The organism is Stenotrophomonas maltophilia, assembly GCF_013464485.1.
Classification (GTDB): Bacteria; Pseudomonadota; Gammaproteobacteria; order Xanthomonadales; family Xanthomonadaceae; genus Stenotrophomonas; species Stenotrophomonas maltophilia_AW.
Genome location: NZ_RAUX01000040.1, coordinates 28,277 through 50,194, shown reverse-complemented (window position 1 = coordinate 50,194; position 21,918 = coordinate 28,277). Strand labels below are relative to the sequence as shown.

The following is a 21,918-nucleotide window of genomic DNA, read 5'->3' as shown; positions in this document are numbered from 1 at the left end:
CCGCCCCCCCTACTCCGCCATCACCGCTTCGATCTCGTCGGCGCTGCGCGCCAGGCCCTCGGTCAGCACCCGATGGCCCTCGTCGGTGATCAGCACATCGTCCTCGGTACGGATGCCGATACCGCGCCAGCGCGGCTCCACGGTCGTGTCGTCCACGCCGACGTAGAGCCCCGGCTCGATGGTGAACGCCATGCCCGGCTCCAGCAGGCGCGAATCGCCGGCCAGGCGGTAATCGCCCACATCGTGTACATCCATGCCGATCCAGTGCCCGGTCTTGTGCCGGTAGAAACGCTGGTACAGGCCTTCGGACAGGTTCTTTTCCAGCGTGCCCTTCAGCAGGCCCAGCCGCAGCAGGCCCTCGGTCAGGGTCTGCACCGCCGCGAGGTGACCGGCCTCGTATGGCACGCCCGGCTGGGCCTGGGCCAGCGCCGCAGCCTGCGCCTCGCCGACCAGGTCATACAGCGCGCGTTGTTCGGCACTGAAGCGGCCGTTCACCGGGAACGTACGGGTGATGTCACTGGCATAGCCGCGGTATTCGGCACCGGCATCGATCAGCACCAGTTCGCCATCACGCGAACGTGCGTTGTTGTCGCGGTAATGCAGGATGCAGCCGTTGCGGCCGGCACCGACGATGCTGCAATAGGCTGGCACTGCGTCGTTGGCGCGGAACACGCGCTCCAGTTCCGCCTGCAGTTCGTACTCGTGGATGCCCGCCCTGGCGGCCTTCATCGCGGCCAGATGCGCACGCACGCTGATCTGCGCGGCGTGGTGCATCAGCGCCACTTCTGCACCTGATTTGAACAGGCGCTGCTCGTGCAGCAGGTGCCCCAGTTCCAGGAACTCATGCGGTGGCTGTGCGCCGTGGCGCACCTGCGAGCGCACGCGGTTGACCCAACCGATCAGCTTGAGGTCGAAATCGGCATCGCGGCCGAAGTGGTAGTAAACGCGCGAGCGCCCTTCCAGCAGGCCTGGCAGGATATCGTCCAGATCATCGATCGGGTAGGCATCGTCCATGCCGTACTGCGCCACTGCCCCTTCCTGCCCGGCGCGACTGCCGTCCCAGGCCTCGCGCTCGGCATCGCGCTCGCGGCAGAACAGGATGGCCTCGCCGTGGCGGCGGCCCGGAATCAGCACCAGCACTGCTTCCGGTTCCGGGAAACCGCTCAGGTACTGGAAGTCCGAATCCTGCCGGAACGGATAATGGGTATCGAGGCTGCGCACCTTCTCGGCCGCGGCCGGCAGTACCAGGATCGCGTCCTCGCCGGCCATGTCCATCAGCTGGCGGCGACGACGCTTGTATTCGCCGGCCGCGATGCCGGTGCGCTGCTTGATGTCCATCAGTTCAAGCGCTGCCGATGGCGCGAGGCCAGCACCACGTCGCCGTGCAGCAGCAGTACTGCCACGCGGATGAATTCCTCGATCTCCGACAGGGCTTCGTCGTCATCGTCGCCACCGGCCTCGAAATCCTCGCTGGAGGCACGGGCCAGGCTGGCCATGTCGGTCAGCGCTTCTTCGCCCTCTTCGGACAGGGCCGGGCGGCGACCACCGCTGCCCAGACCAAAGCCGCCCAGGAACGAGCGGGTCCAGCTGAACATGGCGTCGGCCTGTGCGGACACGTCGTCGGTATCGGTCAGCAGCAGCTCGAAGGCGAAGTCGCGGTCTTCCAGCTGCTTGATGGTGACCTGCAGCAGCTGCCCCAGCACGCTGTCGGCGGCCACCGGCGGCAGGTTGTCGTCAGCCAGCACCCGCGCCGGCCAGTCGTTGCCGGGGGCGCCGCCGGCGGCCAGCCAGCCGCACAGCGCACCGTGCAGCTCGGCAGCGGTGGCGCCCAGGCCCAGTTCGTGGCTGGCGCGGGTAACGTCGTCGACGGAGGGAAGTTCGGTCATCGTGCGGCTCGTTCGGATAAGGAAACCCGGGACGCGCACGCGCGCGCCCGTGAGACCCGGTAGTGTAGCAACCCGACGGCATCCTCTCCGCAGCTGTCCAGCCTTGCTGCGACAACGCTTGACCGCCCTTGCCCGGCTTGCCTATCGTGCCCGTATGGAACCCGCTGACCCCCTTGCCCAGCTGCAGGACTTCGCCGCCCGCGTGGAAGCGTTGCTTGAACGCAACCAGCGCCTGGCCGAGGAAAACCGCAGCCTGCGCCACCAGCAGGAACAGCTGGTGGCCGAGCGTTCGACGCTGCTGGCCAAGAACGAGCAGGCACGCTCGCGGGTGGAAGCAATGATCAGCCGGCTCAAATCCCTGGAGCAGCACACATGAGCGCCGAACCGGTCAGTGTCCGCATCCTTGATCGTGAATACACCGTGGGCGTCGGCGGCGACGAGCGCGACAGCCTGATGGCCGCCGCGCGCCTGCTGGATGCGCGCATGCGCGAAATCCGCGGCAGCAACCGCATGGCCGCGGTCGACCGTGTCGCCGTACTGGCCGCGCTGAACCTGGCCCACGAACTGCAGCTGCTGCGCGACGAGAACGCGCGCCAGGCGGTGGCCCTGCAGCAGACGCTGGCCGACCTGAACCGGCGCCTGGACCGCGCCATCGACGGCACCCCGTAGAAAAAGGGGACGGAGGGAATTAAGGCGCATTCGCCCCTTCCGTGCCGGAAACGTCTTAATCCCCTCCGTCCCCTTTTCTCCGTCCCCTTTTCTCATATCTGAATTGGCACGGACTGTTGCCGACGAACGGCCTATCCAGATTCTGCTCGCTGGCTATAATGGCCACGCGTTCTCTGCGGTACTCGACGGCATGTGCAAACATTCGCCTTGTCCCTTAAGAACGACACCGGGAGCGCGACAGCGCCGGGAGTGCAGGTCCGCCTTGTAGCGGGAAGCCCGATGGTTCTCCAGCGTTCCCACTTGAGCCCCCGGGTTCAAGGTCGTTTCGCATGCATCGACATTGCGGAGAATGCAATATTCCAAGCAAGGGCGGCGTCTTCGGGCGTCGCCCTTGTTCTTTCCGGCACAATGACGGCTGATCCTTGCCGCACGCTGCCATGACCGATCCGCGCCAGGCCCTGCGCCACGACCTGCGGCAACGCCGCCGCGACCTTTCCGCCGCTGAGCGCATCGCCGCCGCCGAATCCCTCGCCGATGCCCTGATGAACCTGCCGTTCGCCCCGCGCGAAGGCGCCGTGGCCGGCTACTGGGCGCTGGATGGCGAAATCGCCCTGCACCGCTGGCAGCTGCAGCTGCCCGAAGGACTCACCTACTGCCTTCCGGTGCTGGCCGGCGACGTGCTGCGCTTCGCACCGTGGCGGCCCGGGCAGCCGCTGACCAGCAACCGCTACGGCATTCCCGAGCCGGACGTGGCGATGGAAGACACCCTGGAACCGGCGCAGATGGCGCTGGTGGTGACCCCGCTGGTGGGTTTCGACACGCAGTGCCGGCGGCTGGGCATGGGGGGCGGCTGGTATGATCGCAGCTTCGCCTTCCGCCATGATCGGCCGGCGCCGCCCTGGCTGGTCGGTGCTGCGTTCGCGGTGCAGCAGGTCGAGTCCTTGCCGGTGGCGTCGTGGGACGTGCCGGTGGATGCGATCTGCACCGAAGACGGCACCCTGTTCCCCTCCGCTGCCCCCGTGAACGCATGACCGCCCGCAAGCGCTACTGGCTGATGAAGTCCGAACCGGACGCCTTCTCCATCGATGACCTGGCCAAGGTCAAGGTCGAGCCCTGGAACGGGGTGCGCAACTACCAGGCGCGCAACTTCATGCGCGATGGCATGCAGGTGGGCGACGGCATCCTGTTCTACCACTCCAATACCAAGGTGCCGGGCATCGTCGGCCTGGCCACGGTGGCCAGCACGGCCTACCCGGACGACACCCAGTTCGACCCGAAATCCGACTACCACGACCCCAAGAGCACGCGCGAGAACCCGCGCTGGATGCTGGTGGACGTAGGCTTCGACCGCAAGCTCAAGCAGGTGATCGCGCTGGACGAGATCAAGCTGCACGCCGACGAGCTCGGCGAGGGCTTCCCGCTGGTTGCCAAGGGCAACCGCCTGTCGGTGTTCCCGGTGACCGCTGCGCAGTGGAAGCTGTTGCTGTCGCTGGAAAAGAAATCCTGATTCCCTGCCTGAGAGTTCTTCCCATGTCCGAAGCCAAGCGCCTGGCCGCCGAGAAAGCCATCGAGTACGTTGAAGACGGCATGATCGTCGGTGTCGGCACCGGTTCCACCGTGGCCTATTTCATCGATGCCCTGGCCCGCATCCAGCACCGCATCAAGGGCGCCGTGTCCAGCTCCGAGCAGAGCACCGCGCGCCTGAAGCAGCACGGCATCGATGTGATCGAGCTGAACCACAGCGGCAACCTGTCGCTGTACGTGGACGGCGCCGATGAGTGCGACGGCAACAAGTGCCTGATCAAGGGCGGCGGTGCCGCGCTGACCCGCGAGAAGATCATCGCCGAGGCCAGCGAGCGCTTCATCTGCATCGTCGACCCGAGCAAGCAGGTGCCGGTGCTGGGCAAGTTCCCGCTGCCGGTGGAAGTGATCCCGATGGCGCGCAGCCTGGTCGCCCGCCAGATCCGCGACATGACCGGCGGCCAGCCGACCTGGCGCGAAGGCGTGGTCACCGACAACGGCAACCAGATCCTGGACATCCACAACCTGCAGATCACCGATCCGGAAAAGCTGGAGCGCGAGCTCAACCAGCTGCCGGGCGTGGTCTGCGTCGGCCTGTTCGCGCGCCGTCGCGCCGATGTGGTGATCGTCGGTGGCGAGCCGCCGGTCGTGCTCTGACCTTTTCGAAGGATCCTGACGATGTCGCTGTTGCGTTCGCTGCTGATGCTTCCGCTGCTGGCCCTGGCCGGCTGCGCCACCGACGCGGCCCGCCATTGGGTCGAGCTGGATGGCGCCCGCTACCAGGTCGAGCTGGCCACCAACGATGAAACCCGCGCGCGCGGGTTGATGTTCCGCGACCAGATGGCCGCCGACCACGGCATGCTGTTCATCCACGACCGCGAGGAAATGCAGGCGTACTGGATGAAGAACACCAAGCTTGCGCTGGACATCCTGTACTTCGACAGCCAGCGCAAGCTGGTCAGCCAGCAGCGCGATGTGCCGCCGTGCTCGGCCGGCGACATGTGCCCGCCCTACCCCAGCGGTGGACCGGCGCGCTATGTGCTGGAGCTCAACGCCGGTCAGGCCGAGAAGCTCAAGCTGAAGGACGGCACGGAGCTGAAATTCGGCCCAGGCATCGAGTAACAGGGTTCTGCCCGCGGTAGTGCCGGCCGCTGGCCGGCAACCCTGCAGGGGTCAGATCCCTTTCGCACGCKAAWGGGATCTGACCTCCGGATTTTTCACGCGACACCGCTTGAAACCGCCTGCAATTGCCGCCAGTCTGTGGTCATGCAGGACCAGATCTCACTCCCCGACTGGGATGCACTGGCCGACCTCGAAGACGAGGCGCTGCCACTGTTGCCGACCGCGCTGCTGATCGCGCGCGATGAATACCCCGATCTGCAGCCGTCCACCTACGACGCGCTGATCCAGAGCCATGTCGACCACCTCCGTTCGGAAGTGGACAGCATCGACAACAGCCCATTGAAGATGGCAGCGATCAATCGCCATCTGTTCGACGAGCTGGGCTACAGCGGCGACCACGACGAGTACTACGATCCGCGCAACAGCTACCTCAACCAGGTATTCGAGCGCCGCCTGGGCAACCCGATCTCGCTGGCGCTGGTGCAGATGGAAGTCGCGCGCCGGCTGGGAATCCCGCTGGACGGCGTGTCCTTCCCCGGCCACTTCCTGGTGCGCCTGCCGGTGGACGACGGCGTGCTGGTGATGGACCCGTTCAATGGCGGCCGCCCGCTGGACGTGGACGAACTGCGCGAACGTGCCAAGTCACACCTGGGTGGGCAGATGCCGGACGACCAGGTGCTGGCGCAGATCCTCGACCCGGCCCCGGCGCGCGCGATCCTCATGCGCATGCTGCGCAATCTGCATGGTGTCTATGCCGAAGCCGGCGAGTGGGACCGCGCCGCGCGCAGTGCCGACCGCCTGCTGAAGCTGGCCCCGGAGCAGGACGACGCGCTGCGCGACCGCGGCCTGGCCTACCTGCAGCTGGAGTACCTGGCCGGTGCCCGCCATGACCTGGGGCAGTACCTGAAGCGCAATCCCGAGGCCAGTGATGCGCAGTGGCTGCGCGAGAAGCTGATCGACCTCGGCGGGCCGGTGCCGCGGTTGCATTGAGGGAGTCGGTGTGCGGACCAACGGTCCACACCCACAGGAAAGTCCGGTCAATCGACCTCGACCATCTCGAAATCGGCCTTGGTCACCCCGCAATCCGGGCAGGTCCAGGTCTCGGGGATGTCCTCCCAGCGCGTGCCAGGCGCGATGCCCTCTTCCGGCAGACCTTCCGCTTCGCTGTACAGGAAGCCGCAGACCACGCACATCCAGGTTCGCAGGGTGGTGGGGGTGGCGTCGCTCATCGGATAATCGGGGCTGGATTCACGGGCCGCCATTGTCCCATCGCGGCCCACGCACCGGTAGCCATCGATGACTTCTGCTTCCCCGGCGCCCTGCGGCGTCTACCTGATCACCCCGGACGAGCCTGATACCGCACGCCTGCTGGCCCGTACCGCGCCGCTGCTGGCCGCCGGCGCCACCTGGCTGCAGTACCGCAACAAGACCGCCAGCGATGCGCTGCGGCAGGAGCAGGCGATCGCGTTGCAGGCGCTGTGTGCGCACTACGGCGTTCCGTTGATCATCAATGACAACCCGGCGCTGGCCCAGGCCGTGGGCGCGGCCGGCGTGCATCTGGGCGGCACCGACGGTGACATTCCCAGCGCGCGCGCCCTGCTCGGCCCTGAAGCCATCATCGGCGCCTCCTGCTACGACCAGCTGGCCAACGCCGAAAAGGCCGTGGCCGCAGGCGCCAGCTACGTGGCCTTCGGCGCGTTCTTCCCGACCACCACCAAGGTCACCAGCAGCCGCGCCCATACCGACCTGCTGCGGCAAAGCGCCGCACTGGGCGTGCCGCGGGTGGCGATCGGCGGGCTGACGCCGGACAATGTCGGCCCCATCATCGACGCCGGCGCCGATCTGGTGGCCGTGGTCAGCGGTATTTATGCCGCACCGGACCCGGTCGCGTCCCAGCGCGCCTACCTCGCCCAGTTCGCGTAATGCCCAGGAAAGCCCCATGAACCACGACCAGTCCCACGCCCTGTTCTCCCGTGCCCAGCAGCTGCTGCCGGGCGGCGTCAATTCGCCGGTACGTGCGTTCAAGTCGGTCGGCGGCGAGCCGTTCTTCGTCGAGCGCGCCGACGGCGCCTACCTGTACGACGTCGACGGCAACCGCTACATCGACTACGTCGGTTCCTGGGGCCCGATGATCGTCGGCCACAACCACCCGGCGGTGCGCCAGGCGGTGAAGCGGGCGATCGACAACGGCCTGTCCTTCGGCGCACCGTGCGCGGCCGAAGTGACCATGGCCGAGACCATCACCCGGCTGGTGCCGTCGTGCGAAATGGTGCGCATGGTCAACTCCGGCACCGAAGCCACGTTGTCCGCGATCCGCCTGGCGCGCGGTGCGACCGGTCGCAACCGCATCGTCAAGTTCGAAGGCTGCTACCACGGCCACGGCGACTCGTTCCTGGTCAAGGCTGGCAGCGGCATGCTGACCCTGGGCGTGCCGACCTCGCCGGGCGTGCCGGCCGGCCTGAGTGAACTGACCCTGACCCTGCCCTACAACGATTTCGAAGCTGCCACCGCGCTGTTCGAACAGCAGGGCGAAGACATCGCCGGCCTGATCATCGAGCCGGTGGTGGGCAACGCCAACTGCATCCCGCCGCGCGAAGGCTACCTGCAGCACCTGCGTGAACTGTGCACGAAGCATGGTGCGCTGTTGATCTTCGACGAAGTGATGACCGGCTTCCGCGTCGCCCTCGGCGGCGCGCAGGCGCACTACGGCATCACGCCGGACCTGACCACCTTCGGCAAGATCATCGGCGGCGGTATGCCGGTGGGCGCCTACGGCGGTCGCCGCGAGCTGATGCAGCAGATCGCACCGGCCGGCCCGATCTACCAGGCCGGTACGCTGAGCGGCAATCCGGTGGCAATGGCCGCCGGCCTGGCGATGCTGGAACTGATCCAGCAGCCAGGCTTCCACGCCAACCTCGCCGAGCGTACCGCGCGCCTGTGTGCCGGCCTGGAAGCGGCCGCCGCCGACGCCGGCGTGGCCGTGTCAACAACCCAGGTGGGTGCCATGTTCGGTCTGTTCTTCACCAGCGAGAAGGTGGAGACCTATGCGCAGGCCACTGCCTGTGACATCCCGGCGTTCAACCGCTTCTTCCACGCCATGCTGGACCAAGGTGTATTCCTGGCACCGTCGGCATACGAAGCGGGCTTCCTGTCCAGCGCACACGACGATGCGGTGATCGAAGCCACGCTGACCGCTGCGCGCGTCGCCTTCAAGGCTGCCAAGGGCTGAGCCCACGCCCGGTAGGTGCCAACCTTGGTTGGCACTGCCGCATCTGGTAGGTGCCAACCTTGGTTGGCACAGAGCAGTCGAGCATGGCTCGACGCTACAAACGGCATCAACCGAAGACGAACTTGCCCTTCATCATCGCGAAGTGGCCGGGGAACGAGCAGAAGAAGGTGTAGTCGCCGCCCTTCTGCAGGCCCTGGGTGGAGAAGCGCAGACGCGTGCTCTCGCCGCCACCGATCACCTTGGTGTGCGCCAGCACGCGCTTGTCGGCCTTCGGCAGGTAGCTGTCGGCCAGAGTCATGCGCATGCCCGCCAACGCCACCGGCTGGTAATCGGCACTGCGGGTCAGCACCCAGTTGTGGCCCATGGCAGTAGCGGCCAGCTTGCCGGTGTGGCGCAGGGTCAGGTCCACGGCGGTGCAGTCGGCGGCGACCTTGATCTCGCGGCTGCTGAAGCTCATCTGGTCGGTGCTGTCGATGCTCACCGCGCACACGCGCGCCATCGCCGACGGCGCCAGCATCAGCGCACCCAGTCCCACTGCCACCATCCAAGCCTTCATCGTTGCGTCTCCTGCAGGTTCAAGCGCCATTCTAGGCAGGCCACTGCCACCGCGTCTGCGACCGTCTGTCGCATGCCCACTCCAGGGTTTCCCGCGCACTTACCGCAATGGCATGCTCGGCCGATGCGGATCGACCTGTTGCTGCTGGATATGGACGGCGTGCTGGTGCAGTACCAGCGCGCTCAGCGCGTGTTGCACCTTGCGCAGGCGCTGGATGTCAAGCCGGAAACCGTGCAGGCCGCGCTGTACGACAGCGGGCTGGAAGCGGCACATGACAATGGCACGCTGGATGGCCCGGCCTATCTGGCGCAGCTGGGAGAGCTTCTAGGCACGACGGTCGATGTGACTGCTTGGACCGCGGCGCGGCGGGCCGCCAGCCATCCGCAGGCTGCCTTGTTGCAGCGGCTGCAGGCCCTGCAGTTGCCGATGGCAGTGCTGACCAACAACGGCGCGCTGATGCAACAGGCCTTGCCCACCCTGCTACCGGAACTGTTCCCTGCCCTGCAGGACCGCGTGTTCTGCAGCGCGGATTTCGGCCTGCGCAAACCGGCGCCTGCGGTATTCCTGCGCACGCTTGAGGTACTCGGCGTGGCACCTGCGCGCACGCTGTTCGTCGATGACCTGTTCGCCAATGTGCGCGGCGCACGCGCCGCCGGCCTGCACGCGGAAACCGTGCGCGATGGCCGGGGATTGGGCAAGGTGTTGAAGCGTTACGCGGTGAGCTGATCGGGGTCAGAGCCCTCTCCGCAGGAGAGGGATCCGATCCCAGCGCCGCGGCGTCAGCGCGCGGCGATGAACGCAGCAATCGCTGCGCGCAGGCGCTTGAGGCCTTCGGCCACTTCTTCGTCGGTGATGTTCAGCGATGGCACGAAGCGCAGCACGTCCGGACCGGCCTGCAGGGTCAGCAGGCCCTGCTCGGCGGCGTGGTCGAGGATCGCACCGGCCTGGCCGGCGAAGTCCTTGCTCAGCACCGCGCCCAGCATCAGGCCACGGCCACGCACGTCGCTGAACACACCGAACTCGTCGTTGATGCGGGCGAAGCCATCGCGCAGCGCCTTCGACTGGCGGCTGACGTTGGCGGCGATCTCCGCCGAGGCCAGCTTGCGCAGTGCCACGCGGGCCACCGCAGCAGCCAGCGGGTTGCCGCCGAAGGTAGTGCCGTGTGCGCCGAACTGCATGGTTTCGGCCACCTTCGGGCCGGCCAGCATCGCACCGATCGGGAAGCCACCACCCAGCGCTTTGGCCAGGGTGACCATGTCCGGTACCACATCGTCCTGCCAGTGCGCGAACAGCGTGCCGGTGCGGCCCATGCCGGCCTGGATTTCATCCAGCACCAGCAGTGCGTTGTGCTGGTCGCACAGTTCGCGCACGCGCTTGAGGAAACCGGACTTGGCCGGCATCACGCCGCCCTCGCCCTGGATCGGCTCCAGCATCACTGCGGCCACGTCGCCGGCGGCCATCGCGGTTTCCAGCTGCACCTCATCGTTGAAATCGATGTAGCGGAAGCCACCGGGCAGCGGCTCGTAGCCTTCCTGGTACTTCGGCTGGGCGGTGGCGGTCACCGCGCCCATGGTGCGGCCGTGGAAGCTGCCACGGAAGGTGATGATCACCCGCTTGTCGGCCGGGCGACCCTGGCTGGAGGCCCACTTGCGGACCATCTTGATCGCCACTTCGTTGGCTTCGGCGCCGGAATTGCACAGGAACACGCGCTCGGCGAAGCGGCTGGCCTTCACCAGCTCCTCGGCCAGATGCAGCGGCGGCGCGCTGTAGAACACGTTGCTGGTGTGCCAGAGCTTGCCGGCCTGCTCGACCAGCGCGGCGACCAGGTCCGGGTCGTTGTGGCCCAGGCCACACACGGCGATGCCGGCGGCCAGGTCGATGAACTCACGGCCCTGGCTGTCCCACACGCGGGCGCCCTGGCCTCGTTCCAGTACCACCTGGCGGGGCTTGTAGACCGGCAGGTAATAGTGCGAAAGGGAGATCAGCGGATCGGTCGCGGCGGTCATGGCAGTCGGCAGGATTCAGGAACCCCCATTCTCGCGCCGGAACCCCTGCGGCACAATGCGCCCATGCGACCGTTTTCCGCCCCCCAGCTGAACCCCGCCACCGAGACCGGCTGGCGCCGTCGGTGGTTCGACATCATCTACCGGCACGACTCGCGGCCCTCGCGCAATTTCGACCTGATCCTGGTGGTGGCGATCGTCGCCAGCATTCTGGTGGTGATGATCGACAGCGTGCAGCACCTGCATGCCGAGTGGTCCACCGGCCTGTACATCCTGGAATGGGGCTTCACGATCATCTTCACCGCCGAGTACCTGCTGCGTCTGGCGGTGGTCAAGCGCCCGCTGCGTTACGCAGTGAGCATCTGGGGCATCATCGACCTGCTGTCGATCCTGCCCGCCTACCTGTCGATGTTCATCCCCGGCGCGCAGAGCCTGCTGGTGGTGCGCGCGCTGCGCATCCTGCGCGTGTTCCGCATCCTCAAGCTGACCCGCTACATCGAGGAAAGCGGCGTATTGATGACGTCACTGTGGCGCAGCCGGCGCAAGGTGCTGGTGTTCCTGTTCACAGTGATCACCATCACCATCATCGCCGGTGCGCTGATGTACGTGATCGAAGGCCCGGAACACGGCTTCACCAATATCCCGGCCAGCATGTACTGGGCGGTGGTGACCATGGCCACGGTCGGCTTCGGCGACATCGTGCCGCAGACCGTGCTCGGCCGCTTCGTCACGTCGGTGCTGATCCTGATCGGTTACAGCATCATCGCCGTGCCCACCGGCATCTACACCGCCGAACTGGCCAGCACCATGCGCGAAGCCGAACTGGCGGCTCGCCGCGATGCCCGCGGCTGCCCGCATTGCGGGCTGGAAGGCCACGAGCCGGATGCACGGCATTGCCGCAAATGTGGCGGCCAGCTACCGGATCCGTTCAACCATTGAGGCGCATGCCGGCCAGCGGCCGGCACTACCCTGGTGGATCCACGCCGTGCGGGGAGGACTGCCGTCACTCAGCGCAGGCGGTTGCTGGTGGACACCAGATCGTTGTAGGCGTCCAGCAGGGTGGATTGCGCGCCTTCCGGGGCCGAGGTGTCCCAGCTGCCGGAGGCCTTGCGCTCGGCAGCCAGCCCTTCGGCGGTGATCGGCTTGCCCTGCTCCAGACGCTCCACACCGCGCCCGGCCGTGCGCACCAGCTTGTCTGCTGAACGCTGCACGTGGCCCCACATCGGATCGTCCTTGCCCACGCCGGAATTCTGGATTTCCGTCACCAGCGCCTGGTAGTCGGCCAGCTGCGTGCGCAACGCTGCCAGGTCCGGTGCGTCGCCCTGGAATGCCATGGCCAGCTGCTTGCCATCACCCAGCAGGCGCAGGTGGTAATAGGCCAGCGAACGACCCTCGCTCTCCTCGATCTGCTTCAGCTGTGCCGCGCGACGATCGTTCTCGTTCTTCTCCAGTGCCGCATCCAGTGCCTCACTGGCCTTGAAGAACCCGGCATAGGCCTGCATCAACGGCGCGTGCTGGCTGCGCAAGCCCTCACCGCCATCGCGGCGATAGTCTTCTCGGGTGATGTAGCCGTCGGCGCGTTCGATCAGCGCGTACAGCGACTGGAAGGCCTGCTGGTAGTCGCGCGCCGGTGCATCCAGCGCAGTAGACGGGGTCTTTGCCAGCGCATCGGTCAGCGCCTGGCCGCAGTATTCCACGCGGTGCGACAGCACCTTGCCCGGTGAGCGCGGCTGCGCTTCCTTGCCGGTCGGACCCGCTTCGGGATCCTTCATCCAGCCGGTGTAGGTCTGGAAACCTTCGTGGATGGGCTGTTCAACGCCGTTGTAGCACTCGATGTAGGCGTTGATCTTCGCCAGCCCGGGATCGGCTGCCGCCGGTCCCGGCGCCTTGTCGCAACCGGCCATACCGGCCAGCGTGCCGAGCAGCAGAAGGGGAAGCAGGCGTGCAGAAGCGTTCAAATCGATTCCTTGCAGAGAGAAGCGGTAGGCATCCTCGCGCGTGACGCAAACACCCACGGCGGCGGTATCGGGAAGGCCCCTCCGTTCCGGAGTGTGCGAAGCGTCGCAATCGACCTGTTCGATTGCGACGCAAATGACGCGATGGACGCTGCAGTTACTGGCGGTTGCTCTGGAAGACCAGCGTGTTGTACTCCTGCATCAGCTTGCTGGCCGAACCACGCGGGGCCATCGAAGGCGAGTCCAGCATGCGCCGCTCGAAATCGCTGTAGGGCGTCTTGCTGCTGACCCGCTGCAGTCGCTCCTTGCCCTCCCGTCGGAAGTTCTCGGCTTCACGCTCGAAGCTGTTCCAGTCCAGCTTGCCCGGCTCCTGATCAGCCACCTTCGCATGCGCTTCGTCGGAAATGCGGTTGAACGCATCCAGTCGTTCACGGGCCTTGGCCGGATCAAAATCGTCCTCGCTCATCAGATCCACGATCGCCTTCGCTTCCAGCATCATCGCCAGGCGGTAGTACTCGCGCGTGCGCCCCTCGGCCTGTTCCAGCACCTTGAGCTGCTCGCGCTGGGCCGCGTCGTTCTGACGCTCCAGCTCGGCATTGAACGTTTCGCTGGCAACCACGAACTCCTTGAACGCAGCCATCAAGGGCGCGTGCATCTGCTTGCCCCTGGCGAACTGGTCGTCCTCATGGTCCTGCCGGTCGTAGTAGTCGTGCGCGTCCTTGCTGACCGGCACCAGTGCCTTCAGCGACTGCTGATAGCGGCCTGCGGCGGCATCGAGATCGGCCAGTGCCGGCTTGGCAGCGATCGCCTCGGTCACTGGGGCGTCGCAGCGCTTCATGTCGTAATCGCTGATCTCCGACGGCCCGTACACCTGCGTCTCGTGCCCGGTCGGGCCGGCATCGACGTCCTTGATCCAGCGCGTGTACGACTCGATGCTGCGGTGGGTCTTCGAATCGAGTGCGTTGAAGCACTCGATGTAGGCATTGAGTTTGGCGGTCAACTGCTGCTGCGCGTCGGACAGCGTCGCGCCGGTGTCCGGCTTGGTGGACGGGCCAGTGTCACCCGTCGTTGCGGGCGACTCGCCGCCGCAGGCGGTCAGGATCAACGACAGCGAAGCGGCCAGTGCCGCGATGGAAAGCGTACGTGTCATGTGCTCACATCCTTGTTGAAAACGATTACATCTGGACATTCTAGCGCAGCAGGCCGACAGCCGCAGCCCTCGGCCCGGGTTCAACGCAGCACTCAGTCCAGAAACAGGTCTGGCAGCAACGGCCGCGACGGATCCACCGCGTATCCGGAAAGATCGGTGATACCGGCCTGTGCCAGCACCTCATCGTCGATCAGGAACTGGCCGTGGAAGCCGGCCGCTTCACGCACCAGCACCGCATGTGCGGCATCAGCCATGATCTGCGGCGTACGGCAGCCAGCCGCATCCACGCCCGGAATCATGTTGATCGCATCGGTGGCGATCACCGTGCGCGGCCACAGCGCATTCACCGCTACGCCCTGCGGACCGAATTCCGCGGCCAGGCCCAGGGTGACGAAGCTCATGCCCATCTTCGCCAACGTGTAGCCGGTGTGCGGTGCCCACCACTTCGGCTCCAGGCTCGGCGGCGGCGCCAGAGTCAGGATATGCGGGTTCGGCGCCTGCAGCAGGTACGGCAGGCAGGCCTGCGCGCACAGGAAGCTGCCGCGCGAATTGACCTGCTGCATCAGGTCGAAACGCTTCATCGGCGTATCCAGCGTGCCGCGCAACCAGATCGCGCTGGCGTTGTTGATCAGGATGTCGATGCCACCGAAGGTATCGACCGTGGCCGCCACCGCCGCCTGCACCTGCTCTTCCTCGCGGATGTCGCACTTCAGGGCCAGGCCCTGGCCACCGGCTGCCGTTACCGCTTCGGCTGCGGTATGGATGGTGCCCGGCAGCTTCGGATTCGGCACCGACGACTTGGCTGCAATGGCCACATTGGCGCCGTCGCGCGCAGCGCGCAGTGCGATGGCCAGGCCGATGCCGCGCGAGGCACCAGTGATGAAAAGCGTTTTGCCCTGCAGACTGCCCACGTTCCACACTCCAGCGTATGCAATGAGCCGCTAGTATGCCGCGCCGACGCGGAGTTCACCCGCCCTTGACGATACTTGGGCCTCCAGACAACGCACGAGGTCCACGCCATGCGCCGTTCCCGCCTGTTGCTGCCTGCCCTGGGGCTTGCCCTGCTGACCGCCTGCCAGGGCCGTTCGCCGGAACCCGGAAAGGAGCCGCCCGCCGGTGACGCGCCCAGCGCGGAGAAGGCCGCCGCCGACGGCAAGATGCGCTGGAGCGAGGCGGTGGTCTGGGATGGCGACCTCAACGCCTGCCGCCAGGGCGAGAATGCGGCCACCCGTGACTGCCTTCGCGACGCGATGCGCGCCGGAGGCGCCAGTGCCGATGCCATCACTGCCGCTGAGCAGTTGTCCAGCGGCGGTGAGCTGGCCTATGTGACCGCCTGGCACGAGAACGAAGGGCTGGGCATTGCCACGATTGAGTATCCTTTCCGCGCCAATACCAATGAGGGCACGCGACTGGTCGATGCCAGCGGCAAGCGCATCGACGTGGATGCCGTGCAGTTGGACGACACCCTGCGTGCCGACCCGACCGTGCAGGAACTGCTGAAAGCCAGCCCGCAGGCCACGCCGTTCGCGCCGGCACAGTCGGCCGGCGCTTCGCCATTGGATAACGGCGGCATCCGCCTGCTGTACCGCACGCCGCTGCGCGACTGCCACGCCTGCCCGGACGTGGGGCAGCTGCAGATCGCCTATGACTTCGATGCCAAGCGCAACTTCATCGGCCAGCAGGTGGTGCCGGCGACGCCGTAAGGCCACGGCCCCCTATAGAGCCGAGCATGGCTCGGCTCTACATTTCTATTCCTGGTACAGCACTGCCACGCCATCACCACGGGCAAGCCGCTTCACCTGGTCCAACGTATCCACCGCCATGACGGAGTACGTGACCTCCACACCCGAGTGCAGGCGTCCCTCGGCAGTGTCCTCATCACTCGCCACTGATATCAGCTTGCGAATTCCGGCGAATCGATAGAGGGAAGGCCTACCGTCTTCACCCACCAGGCGACCGGTCAGATCCTCATACCCGGAAGCAAGCGCTTCTGCATTCTCAAGAGCGTGTTCATCGTTGTCGGCACTGATCAGATACACGTTCTCATGCACCCGGAACGCCCCCTGTCCTGGACTCTCGTAGTAGAAAATGGCGTGTGCGCAATACCACATGCATCACCTCAATGATTCTTTTGCGGGTTGTCCCTGGTTTGGATGTCGCGAGCCTTCTGCTGCCAGCGGAATCCACATTTATGCGGCACTTGGCAATGAGCCGTTTAGCCGTTAAGCAGCCCACGGATCACAAACCACATCCACGCATGGCCTGGATCTACCGGTACAACCGCACCTGCTTCTCCAGCAGATGCGGCACGATCAGCCGATGCACGGGCGCAACCGGCAGCATGTACACGCGCCCGAACGCGTTGTGCGTATGCACCACCGTCGCCACTTCCAGCACGTCGCCCTGCCACTGCAGCGCCAGCTGCACGCGCAGGTGGCGGTCGTCGTCTTCCAGCACGATGGCATCGTCGTCCAGCGACTGCAGGGTGAAGATGCCCAGCCGCTGGCCGGGTTGAGGATCCGCAACAACCTGCACCGCCCGCAACGAGCCCAGGTGCTTCATGCCGAGCAGGCGCATGCCGTGGTTGCGCAGCGCCATCAGCCCATCGAACCAGCCGGGAATGGTCGCGGCCATATCGCGGTAGGCCTGCAGGGCCGAGCGCCCATCGCGACAAGTCGTCGCCTGGCAGGCGTGCACGAAGTCGGCACCGGGCAATTGCGCACGCAGCACACTGCAGGCAGTTGGCGGCCTGCTCACGACGGACGCACTGCTCACGGCTTCGGCCCCTGCCCTTCGTTGTCTTCCCAATGCAGGATGCGGCGGGTCACGAAGCGATAGACCGGCTTGCCGGTGGCAAACCACAGTTCGCGCACCCACGAGGTGCGCTTGAGCACGCGCTTCTCCACCGGGGTGAGCGATTCACGGCAGTACATGCGCTTGTGCTTGAGCAGGTGGCGCAGGTCCTCGCGGGCCAGCAGCCGCATCCAGCGCGAGCGCGGGTTGCCGATCACCGCCAGCTGGAAGTCGATCAGCGCCGGGCGGCCGTCTTCGGTGACCAGCCAGTTGGCTTCCTTGGCCAGATCGTTGTGGGCCACGCCATACCGATGCAGCTGCTGCAGCAGCCGACGCGCCGAGCGGAACCAGGCCAGATCGTCACGCGGCGGGCGCTGGTACATGGCATCGCCGGCCATGAAGCTGCGGTCGAGGTGACGGCCATCCCACGCCAGCAGCTGCGGCACATCGGCCATGCCGTGGATGTGGCGCAGCGCGCGTGCTTCGCGGCGGGCCAGCCACCAGGCCGGCAGCCGCAGCCACAGCGGCGTGGCGCCCAGATCACGGCGCACGAAGGGGCCATCGGGCCCTTTCACAAGAAGGATCTGGCCGAAGCTGTCGGCCTTCAAAGCGTGCGATGGAGCGTCTGGCGTATGCGGCATGGGGCCATTCTAGGCGAAGGCGCCGGTTGCAAACGGTCACGAAGCGGCTGGGAACCAGTCACCTTCACGCCCCTATAATCGGGCAATGGACTCTTCATGGATCGACGCCACGCTCGCGTGGATTGCCGCTCACCCCGTGTTGGCGGGTGCCGTTATCTTCCTCATCGCCTTCTGCGATGCGGTGATCATTCTTGGCGCCATCGTGCCGGCGCTGCCGCTGCTGTTCGCGGTGGGCGTGTTCATCGGCCTGGGCCAGATCTCCGGGCCGTACGCGGTGGCGGCTGCAGCCCTGGGCGCATTTGCCGGCGACGGTATCAGTTACTGGATCGGCCGCCGCTGGGGTGACCGCCTGCGCGGCGTGTGGCCGTTCAGCCGCTACCCGCAGCTGCTCGACCGCGGCGAGAACCTGTTCCGTCGCAATGCCTTCAAGAGCATCCTGATCGCACGCTACGTCGGCGCGATCCGACCGTTCGTGCCGGCCATCGCCGGCATGATGAAGATGCCCGCCAGCCGTTACGTGCAGGCCAGCGGCATCGCCAGCATCTCCTGGGCGGTGCTGTTCCTGGCGCCGGGCTGGATTCTTGGCGAAGCTTACGACGCAGTCGCGGCGGTGGCCGGGCGTCTGGTGGTGGTGGTCGGCCTGCTGGCGGTGATCCTCGGCCTGGTCTGGGCCATCGTTCTGTACGGCTATCGCTGGTCGGCCGCGCGCATGGACAACTGGCTGGCGCGCCTGCTGGATTGGTCCAACCGTCACCCGACGCTGGGCCGCTACACCGTTGGCGTGCTGGACCCGAAGCGGCGTGAGTCCGTGCCGCTGGCGATGCTGGCGCTGATGCTGCTGGTGCTGGGCTGGGGCTGGTTCGCGCTGCTGACTGTGGTGGTCGCCCATGGCGAACCGTTGGCGATCGACTTGCTGGTGCACCAGGCCATGCTGGCGCTGCGCAATCCGCTGGCCGATTACCCGATGGCCGCGTTGGCGTCGCTGGGCGCCTGGCAGGTACTGCTGCCGGCCACCGCTGCAGCGATGGGCTACCTGATCTGGCGCCGACGCTGGATGGCGGCCGCACATTGGCTGGCCGCCCTCGCCTTCGGTCTGGCGCTGACCATGCTGCTCGGTGCCACCGTGGATGTGGTGCGCCCGGTCGACGCCAGCAGCGGCTTTGGCTTCCCGTCGGTGTCGGTGACCATGGCCACCATCACCTTCGGTTTCTTCGCGGTGCTGATCGCCCGCGAGATGCCGGGTCGCACCCGCGTCTGGCCCTACCTGGTGTCGGGCATCGTGGTCAGCCTGATCGGCTTCTCGCGCCTGTACCTGGGTGCGCATTGGCTGAGCGATGTGATCGGCGGCATGCTGTTCGGCACGTTCTGGCTGCTGGTGCTGGGCATCGCCTACCGCCGCCGCTTCAACCGCTCGTTCTGGGTGAAGCCGGTGGCCTGGCTGTTCTACGGCGTCTTCGCCGTGGCGGCGATGTGGTACGCGCCGCGCAACATCCCGGTGAAGCTGGAGCGGTTCGAGCCGACCCTGCCGGCACCGCAGGCGATGGATGCGCAAGCCTGGTGGCAGCACGACTGGGCCACGCTGCCGGCGCGCCGCAACGAGTTCGACGACGACCAGCGCTGGCCGCTGGACGTGCAGGTGGCGGGCCCGCTGGCGCCGCTGCAGGCGCAGCTGGAAGCCCGCGGCTGGAAGCGGCAGGAGCAGGCCGGCTGGCAGCAGGCGCTGCTGATGTTGGACAAGAACACCGGCGCTGAGGAGCTGCCGGTGCTGCCGGCAACACTGGATACGCGCGTTGAAGCCCTGCTGATGGTGCGCCAGGGTGCGCAGCCCAATGAGCGTTATGTGCTGCGGCTGTGGCCGGCGCCTGCAGAACTGCAGCCGGGCAACACACCGCTGTGGCTGGGTAGCGCGCAGACGCTGCGCTACGAGCGCCACTTCGAGTGGATCGGCATGTGGCACCCGCTGCGTGGCGTCGACCCGGCGTTGAACGCGGTGAAGGACGCCGTGCAGGACCTGCCGCAACGTGAGGATGTGCACAGCGAAACCGGGCTACCGGTGCTCCGGCTGAAGACCACCACGCCCTGACCGGTACCGGTGCGCGGCCACCCACTGTAGAGCCGAGCCCATGCTCGGCTGCCCTTCGCGGGATCCATCAAGCCGAGCATAGGCTCGGCTCTTCAGTAGATCCACGCCATGCGTGGATGACTTCTACGGCATCCAGCCCAGCAACTGCTGCAATCGCTGGTGCGGGTCATCCATCTGCAGCAGCTGCAGGCGTTGCTGCTCGCTCAGCGGCAGCAGCTCGGCCAGCCGCCAGCCGACCCAGCTGGCCTGGTCCAGCAACGCCGGATTTGCCGGTGCATAGGCCTCACCCGCCTGTTCGATGATGTGCCCCAGCACCGTGGCCAGCAGCGCATGCTGCGGCTTCAGTTCGTCATCGGGGTCTTCTTCGCACCAGCGCACATCGGCCACAACCAGGCCGTTGTCGCGCACGCGCGTGCGCTCGACATGGAAACGACGCGTACCGCGCAGGCGCAGCTGCAGCACGCCATCGGCGCCGACATCGAAATCTTCGATTCGCACCTGCACGCCGTAAGCGGCAGGGGTGGCCGGCTCCCCCACTTCCTGCCCTTCCAGGATCAGGCAGACACCGAAGCCCTCCCCGCTGCGGCCGGTGTCACGCACCAGATCGAGGTAGCGCCGCTCGAACACGCGCAGGCCCACCGCTGCACCTGGTACCAGCGCGGTGTGCAGCGGAAACAGCGGCAGTGACGTGTCGCTGCTCATCGGGCCTGCAGCGCGGCAAGGAAGCGGCGCGGCGCGCCGTCGAAGCCACCATTGGACATGAACACCACGTGGTCGCCGCTGCGCGCGCTGGCCTGCAGCTGCGTCAGCAATGCGTCGGTATCCGGCACAGCATGGGCTTCGCCCCGCACCGCGGCGATCACGGCGGCGGCATCCCAGGCCAGTTCCGGGCGGTGCAGGAACACCACTTCATCGGCCAGTGCCAGCGAGGGCGCCAGCGCCTGCGCATGTGCGCCCAGCCGCATCGAATTGCTGCGCGGCTCCATGGCGACCACGATGCGCGCATCGTCCACCTTGGCACGCAGGCCTTCCAGCGTGGTGGCGATCGCGGTCGGATGATGGGCAAAATCATCGTAGACGGTGATGCCGTCATGGCTGCCGATCACTTCCATGCGGCGCTTGACGCTGCGGAAGCGCGCGAGCGCCGGAATCACCTCGGCCGGGGCCACGCCCACGGCATGCGCGGCGGCCAGCGCGGCCAGGCCGTTGAGCACGTTGTGACGGCCCAGCAGCGGCCATTGCACATCGCCCAGCACCTGCCCGCGATGATGCACGCGGAAGGCGCTGCCATCGGCGGCCAGCAGTTCAGCATGCCATTCCAGCGACGGATCGAAGCCGAAGCGCTCGACCGGGGTCCAGCAGCCCATCGCCAGCACTTCTGCCAGGTGCTGATCCTCACCGTTGACGATCAGGCGCCCACGCGCCGGCACGGTGCGCACCAGATGATGGAACTGGCGCTGGATCGCCGCCACGTCGGGGAAGATATCGGCGTGGTCGTATTCAAGGTTGTTGAGGATGGCAACCAACGGCCGGTAGTGTACGAACTTGCTGCGCTTGTCGAAGAAGGCGGTGTCGTACTCATCGGCCTCGACCACGAACTCGCGGCCCTGGCCCAGACGCGCGGAGACGCCGAAATCCTCGGCCACGCCGCCGATCAGGAAGCCAGGTGAACGACCGGCGCTTTCCAGCAGCCAGGTAAGGATGGTGGTGGTGGTGGTCTTGCCGTGGGTGCCGGCCACGGCCAAGGTGTCGCGGCCCGGCAGCACCTGTTCGGACAGCCATTGCGCACCCGAAATGTAGCGCTGGCCGGCGTTGAGCACAGCCTCCACGGCCGCATTGCCGCGCGAGAGCGCGTTGCCGATCACCACGTCGTCGGTGCCCGGTGGCACGCTGTCGGCGCGGTAGCCCTGATCCAGGGTGATACCCAGCTGCTCGAGCTGGGTCGACATCGGCGGATAGATGGCCTGGTCGCTGCCACTGACCGAATGACCGAGTTCCCGCGCCAGGGCGGCCACGCCGCCCATGAAGGTGCCGGCGATTGCAAGGATATGTACGCTGCTCATGACCGAGGATTGTGACCGATGACGGCTGTATAGGGCCAATGTCCGCTCAGGGGTAAGACAAGTCCTACACAGGATGTGAGAAAACTCCAATCTTCTGTCAGGGAATTCCCGATAGCGATGTTCTGTGAACCCGGACACAATTCGAACTGCCAGCCGCAGTACCCGAACCGGTCCTACTCCCCAAGAGGCCATCCCCAAGGGAGCTCATGCTGCGGGGCCCTGAGCAAGCCCTCTGCTGGCGCCTATC

Annotated in this window: 26 protein-coding genes and 1 other RNA gene; 14 read left to right on the top strand and 13 right to left on the bottom strand. The window is 66.5% G+C overall.

Annotated elements, in window-relative coordinates; genetic code table 11:
• Positions 1-9: 9 nt before the first annotated feature.
• Positions 10-1,332 (bottom strand): aminopeptidase P N-terminal domain-containing protein, encoded by a 1,323-nt coding sequence (locus D7Y61_RS17690; RefSeq protein ID WP_180868182.1) that lies wholly within the window; start codon positions 1,330-1,332, stop codon positions 10-12.
• Between the two features lie 5 nt (positions 1,333-1,337).
• Positions 1,338-1,886, bottom strand: a complete 549-nt coding sequence (locus D7Y61_RS17685) for a YecA family protein (RefSeq protein ID WP_180868179.1) — start codon at positions 1,884-1,886, stop codon at positions 1,338-1,340.
• 154 nt (positions 1,887-2,040) lie between these two features.
• Between D7Y61_RS17685 and D7Y61_RS17680 the strand changes: the two genes are divergently transcribed.
• The 8 genes from D7Y61_RS17680 (at position 2,041) to D7Y61_RS17645 (ending at position 6,188) form a co-directional block, all read left to right on the top strand.
• Positions 2,041-2,262, top strand: coding sequence for a TIGR02449 family protein (locus D7Y61_RS17680; RefSeq protein ID WP_005410898.1), 222 nt, complete (start codon positions 2,041-2,043; stop codon positions 2,260-2,262).
• Positions 2,259-2,555: a cell division protein ZapA gene (locus tag D7Y61_RS17675; protein ID WP_005410899.1), complete on the top strand. Its 297-nt coding sequence runs from the start codon at positions 2,259-2,261 to the stop codon at positions 2,553-2,555. Before D7Y61_RS17680 ends, D7Y61_RS17675 begins: the two co-directional genes overlap by 4 nt.
• Before the next feature lie 167 nt (positions 2,556-2,722).
• Positions 2,723-2,908: non-coding RNA, 6S RNA (ssrS, locus tag D7Y61_RS17670), on the top strand.
• An 84-nt stretch (positions 2,909-2,992) separates the two neighbouring features.
• The gene (locus D7Y61_RS17665) at positions 2,993-3,586 is read left to right on the top strand and encodes a 5-formyltetrahydrofolate cyclo-ligase (protein WP_180868178.1); all 594 of its coding nucleotides are present in this window, start codon (positions 2,993-2,995) and stop codon (positions 3,584-3,586) included.
• Complete coding sequence (locus D7Y61_RS17660) at positions 3,583-4,062, top strand: EVE domain-containing protein (protein WP_180868176.1); 480 nt, start codon at positions 3,583-3,585, stop codon at positions 4,060-4,062. Before D7Y61_RS17665 ends, D7Y61_RS17660 begins: the two co-directional genes overlap by 4 nt.
• 23 nt (positions 4,063-4,085) lie before the next feature.
• On the top strand, positions 4,086-4,733 hold the full coding sequence (gene rpiA / locus D7Y61_RS17655) for a ribose-5-phosphate isomerase RpiA (protein ID WP_180868170.1): 648 nt from the start codon (positions 4,086-4,088) through the stop codon (positions 4,731-4,733).
• 21 nt (positions 4,734-4,754) lie between these two features.
• Positions 4,755-5,198: a DUF192 domain-containing protein gene (locus tag D7Y61_RS17650; protein WP_049421686.1), complete on the top strand. Its 444-nt coding sequence runs from the start codon at positions 4,755-4,757 to the stop codon at positions 5,196-5,198.
• Between the two features lie 144 nt (positions 5,199-5,342).
• Positions 5,343-6,188: a SirB1 family protein gene (locus D7Y61_RS17645; protein ID WP_049400716.1), complete on the top strand. Its 846-nt coding sequence runs from the start codon at positions 5,343-5,345 to the stop codon at positions 6,186-6,188.
• A gap of 47 nt (positions 6,189-6,235) precedes the next feature.
• Here the strand turns inward: D7Y61_RS17645 and D7Y61_RS17640 are convergent, their stop codons facing one another.
• Positions 6,236-6,460 carry a rubredoxin gene (locus D7Y61_RS17640; protein ID WP_014038358.1) on the bottom strand — a complete coding sequence of 75 codons (225 nt, stop codon included), beginning with the start codon at positions 6,458-6,460 and terminating at the stop codon, positions 6,236-6,238.
• 34 nt (positions 6,461-6,494) lie between these two features.
• On the opposite strand from D7Y61_RS17640, the gene thiE reads away from it, so the two are divergent.
• Both thiE and hemL read left to right on the top strand, forming a co-directional pair.
• Entirely contained in the window at positions 6,495-7,121 is a 627-nt protein-coding gene (gene thiE, locus D7Y61_RS17635) for a thiamine phosphate synthase (RefSeq protein ID WP_180868168.1), read from the top strand.
• A 16-nt stretch (positions 7,122-7,137) separates the two neighbouring features.
• Complete coding sequence (gene hemL / locus D7Y61_RS17630) at positions 7,138-8,427, top strand: glutamate-1-semialdehyde 2,1-aminomutase (RefSeq protein WP_180868166.1); 1,290 nt, start codon at positions 7,138-7,140, stop codon at positions 8,425-8,427.
• Between the two features lie 106 nt (positions 8,428-8,533).
• On the opposite strand, the gene azu is transcribed toward hemL, so the two are convergent.
• On the bottom strand, positions 8,534-8,983 hold the full coding sequence (gene azu / locus D7Y61_RS17625) for an azurin (protein ID WP_180868165.1): 450 nt from the start codon (positions 8,981-8,983) through the stop codon (positions 8,534-8,536).
• Positions 8,984-9,106: 123 nt separating this feature from the next.
• Between azu and D7Y61_RS17620 the strand changes: the two genes are divergently transcribed.
• Complete coding sequence (locus tag D7Y61_RS17620; RefSeq protein ID WP_180868163.1) at positions 9,107-9,709, top strand: HAD-IA family hydrolase; 603 nt, start codon at positions 9,107-9,109, stop codon at positions 9,707-9,709.
• Positions 9,710-9,762: 53 nt separating this feature from the next.
• Here D7Y61_RS17620 and D7Y61_RS17615 read toward each other — a convergent pair whose 3' ends face one another.
• Entirely contained in the window at positions 9,763-10,989 is a 1,227-nt protein-coding gene (locus D7Y61_RS17615) for an acetylornithine transaminase (protein ID WP_006467246.1), read from the bottom strand.
• Between the two features lie 63 nt (positions 10,990-11,052).
• Between D7Y61_RS17615 and D7Y61_RS17610 the strand changes: the two genes are divergently transcribed.
• A complete protein-coding gene (locus D7Y61_RS17610) occupies positions 11,053-11,925 on the top strand; it encodes an ion transporter (RefSeq protein ID WP_180868161.1) in 873 nt (290 codons plus the stop codon).
• Positions 11,926-11,993: 68 nt separating this feature from the next.
• Here the strand turns inward: D7Y61_RS17610 and D7Y61_RS17605 are convergent, their stop codons facing one another.
• From D7Y61_RS17605 to D7Y61_RS17595, 3 genes are all read right to left on the bottom strand, one after another.
• The gene (locus tag D7Y61_RS17605) at positions 11,994-12,944 is read right to left on the bottom strand and encodes a YiiG family protein (RefSeq protein ID WP_258010413.1); all 951 of its coding nucleotides are present in this window, start codon (positions 12,942-12,944) and stop codon (positions 11,994-11,996) included.
• A gap of 154 nt (positions 12,945-13,098) precedes the next feature.
• Positions 13,099-14,091, bottom strand: coding sequence for a YiiG family protein (locus D7Y61_RS17600; RefSeq protein ID WP_180868159.1), 993 nt, complete (start codon positions 14,089-14,091; stop codon positions 13,099-13,101).
• Positions 14,092-14,183: 92 nt separating this feature from the next.
• The gene (locus tag D7Y61_RS17595) at positions 14,184-15,002 is read right to left on the bottom strand and encodes an SDR family oxidoreductase (RefSeq protein ID WP_071228178.1); all 819 of its coding nucleotides are present in this window, start codon (positions 15,000-15,002) and stop codon (positions 14,184-14,186) included.
• Positions 15,003-15,110: 108 nt separating this feature from the next.
• Between D7Y61_RS17595 and D7Y61_RS17590 the strand changes: the two genes are divergently transcribed.
• Positions 15,111-15,794, top strand: a complete 684-nt coding sequence (locus D7Y61_RS17590) for a hypothetical protein (RefSeq protein WP_180868157.1) — start codon at positions 15,111-15,113, stop codon at positions 15,792-15,794.
• Between the two features lie 45 nt (positions 15,795-15,839).
• On the opposite strand, the gene D7Y61_RS17585 is transcribed toward D7Y61_RS17590, so the two are convergent.
• From D7Y61_RS17585 to D7Y61_RS17575, 3 genes are all read right to left on the bottom strand, one after another.
• Complete coding sequence (locus D7Y61_RS17585; protein ID WP_071228176.1) at positions 15,840-16,202, bottom strand: DUF4288 domain-containing protein; 363 nt, start codon at positions 16,200-16,202, stop codon at positions 15,840-15,842.
• Positions 16,203-16,359: 157 nt separating this feature from the next.
• Positions 16,360-16,848, bottom strand: coding sequence for a DUF2867 domain-containing protein (locus D7Y61_RS17580; RefSeq protein WP_430543718.1), 489 nt, complete (start codon positions 16,846-16,848; stop codon positions 16,360-16,362).
• Positions 16,849-16,862: 14 nt separating this feature from the next.
• Positions 16,863-17,525 (bottom strand): serine/threonine-protein kinase, encoded by a 663-nt coding sequence (locus D7Y61_RS17575; RefSeq protein ID WP_180868154.1) that lies wholly within the window; start codon positions 17,523-17,525, stop codon positions 16,863-16,865.
• Positions 17,526-17,610: 85 nt separating this feature from the next.
• Between D7Y61_RS17575 and D7Y61_RS17570 the strand changes: the two genes are divergently transcribed.
• Complete coding sequence (locus D7Y61_RS17570; protein ID WP_180868152.1) at positions 17,611-19,608, top strand: bifunctional DedA family/phosphatase PAP2 family protein; 1,998 nt, start codon at positions 17,611-17,613, stop codon at positions 19,606-19,608.
• A gap of 123 nt (positions 19,609-19,731) precedes the next feature.
• On the opposite strand, the gene D7Y61_RS17565 is transcribed toward D7Y61_RS17570, so the two are convergent.
• Both D7Y61_RS17565 and mpl read right to left on the bottom strand, forming a co-directional pair.
• A complete protein-coding gene (locus tag D7Y61_RS17565; RefSeq protein WP_180868150.1) occupies positions 19,732-20,310 on the bottom strand; it encodes an LON peptidase substrate-binding domain-containing protein in 579 nt (192 codons plus the stop codon).
• A complete protein-coding gene (gene mpl, locus D7Y61_RS17560; RefSeq protein WP_180868144.1) occupies positions 20,307-21,671 on the bottom strand; it encodes a UDP-N-acetylmuramate:L-alanyl-gamma-D-glutamyl-meso-diaminopimelate ligase in 1,365 nt (454 codons plus the stop codon). Before mpl ends, D7Y61_RS17565 begins: the two co-directional genes overlap by 4 nt.
• Positions 21,672-21,918: the final 247 nt, after the last annotated feature.

Coding starts and splice junctions, on each gene's coding strand:
- D7Y61_RS17685 (WP_180868179.1), bottom strand. CDS start 1,886: ATGACCGAACTTCCCTCCGTCGACGACGTTACCCGCGCCAGCCACGAA.
- D7Y61_RS17665 (WP_180868178.1), top strand. CDS start 2,993: ATGACCGATCCGCGCCAGGCCCTGCGCCACGACCTGCGGCAACGCCGC.
- D7Y61_RS17565 (WP_180868150.1), bottom strand. CDS start 20,310: ATGAGCAGCGACACGTCACTGCCGCTGTTTCCGCTGCACACCGCGCTG.
- mpl (WP_180868144.1), bottom strand. CDS start 21,671: ATGAGCAGCGTACATATCCTTGCAATCGCCGGCACCTTCATGGGCGGC.
- D7Y61_RS17585 (WP_071228176.1), bottom strand. CDS start 16,202: ATGTGGTATTGCGCACACGCCATTTTCTACTACGAGAGTCCAGGACAG.
- D7Y61_RS17600 (WP_180868159.1), bottom strand. CDS start 14,091: ATGACACGTACGCTTTCCATCGCGGCACTGGCCGCTTCGCTGTCGTTG.
- D7Y61_RS17680 (WP_005410898.1), top strand. CDS start 2,041: ATGGAACCCGCTGACCCCCTTGCCCAGCTGCAGGACTTCGCCGCCCGC.
- D7Y61_RS17575 (WP_180868154.1), bottom strand. CDS start 17,525: ATGCCGCATACGCCAGACGCTCCATCGCACGCTTTGAAGGCCGACAGC.
- D7Y61_RS17620 (WP_180868163.1), top strand. CDS start 9,107: ATGCGGATCGACCTGTTGCTGCTGGATATGGACGGCGTGCTGGTGCAG.
- D7Y61_RS17675 (WP_005410899.1), top strand. CDS start 2,259: ATGAGCGCCGAACCGGTCAGTGTCCGCATCCTTGATCGTGAATACACC.
- thiE (WP_180868168.1), top strand. CDS start 6,495: ATGACTTCTGCTTCCCCGGCGCCCTGCGGCGTCTACCTGATCACCCCG.
- D7Y61_RS17610 (WP_180868161.1), top strand. CDS start 11,053: ATGCGACCGTTTTCCGCCCCCCAGCTGAACCCCGCCACCGAGACCGGC.
- rpiA (WP_180868170.1), top strand. CDS start 4,086: ATGTCCGAAGCCAAGCGCCTGGCCGCCGAGAAAGCCATCGAGTACGTT.
- D7Y61_RS17650 (WP_049421686.1), top strand. CDS start 4,755: ATGTCGCTGTTGCGTTCGCTGCTGATGCTTCCGCTGCTGGCCCTGGCC.
- D7Y61_RS17590 (WP_180868157.1), top strand. CDS start 15,111: ATGCGCCGTTCCCGCCTGTTGCTGCCTGCCCTGGGGCTTGCCCTGCTG.
- hemL (WP_180868166.1), top strand. CDS start 7,138: ATGAACCACGACCAGTCCCACGCCCTGTTCTCCCGTGCCCAGCAGCTG.
- D7Y61_RS17640 (WP_014038358.1), bottom strand. CDS start 6,460: ATGGCGGCCCGTGAATCCAGCCCCGATTATCCGATGAGCGACGCCACC.
- D7Y61_RS17660 (WP_180868176.1), top strand. CDS start 3,583: ATGACCGCCCGCAAGCGCTACTGGCTGATGAAGTCCGAACCGGACGCC.
- D7Y61_RS17645 (WP_049400716.1), top strand. CDS start 5,343: ATGCAGGACCAGATCTCACTCCCCGACTGGGATGCACTGGCCGACCTC.
- D7Y61_RS17570 (WP_180868152.1), top strand. CDS start 17,611: ATGGACTCTTCATGGATCGACGCCACGCTCGCGTGGATTGCCGCTCAC.
- D7Y61_RS17615 (WP_006467246.1), bottom strand. CDS start 10,989: ATGACCGCCGCGACCGATCCGCTGATCTCCCTTTCGCACTATTACCTG.
- azu (WP_180868165.1), bottom strand. CDS start 8,983: ATGAAGGCTTGGATGGTGGCAGTGGGACTGGGTGCGCTGATGCTGGCG.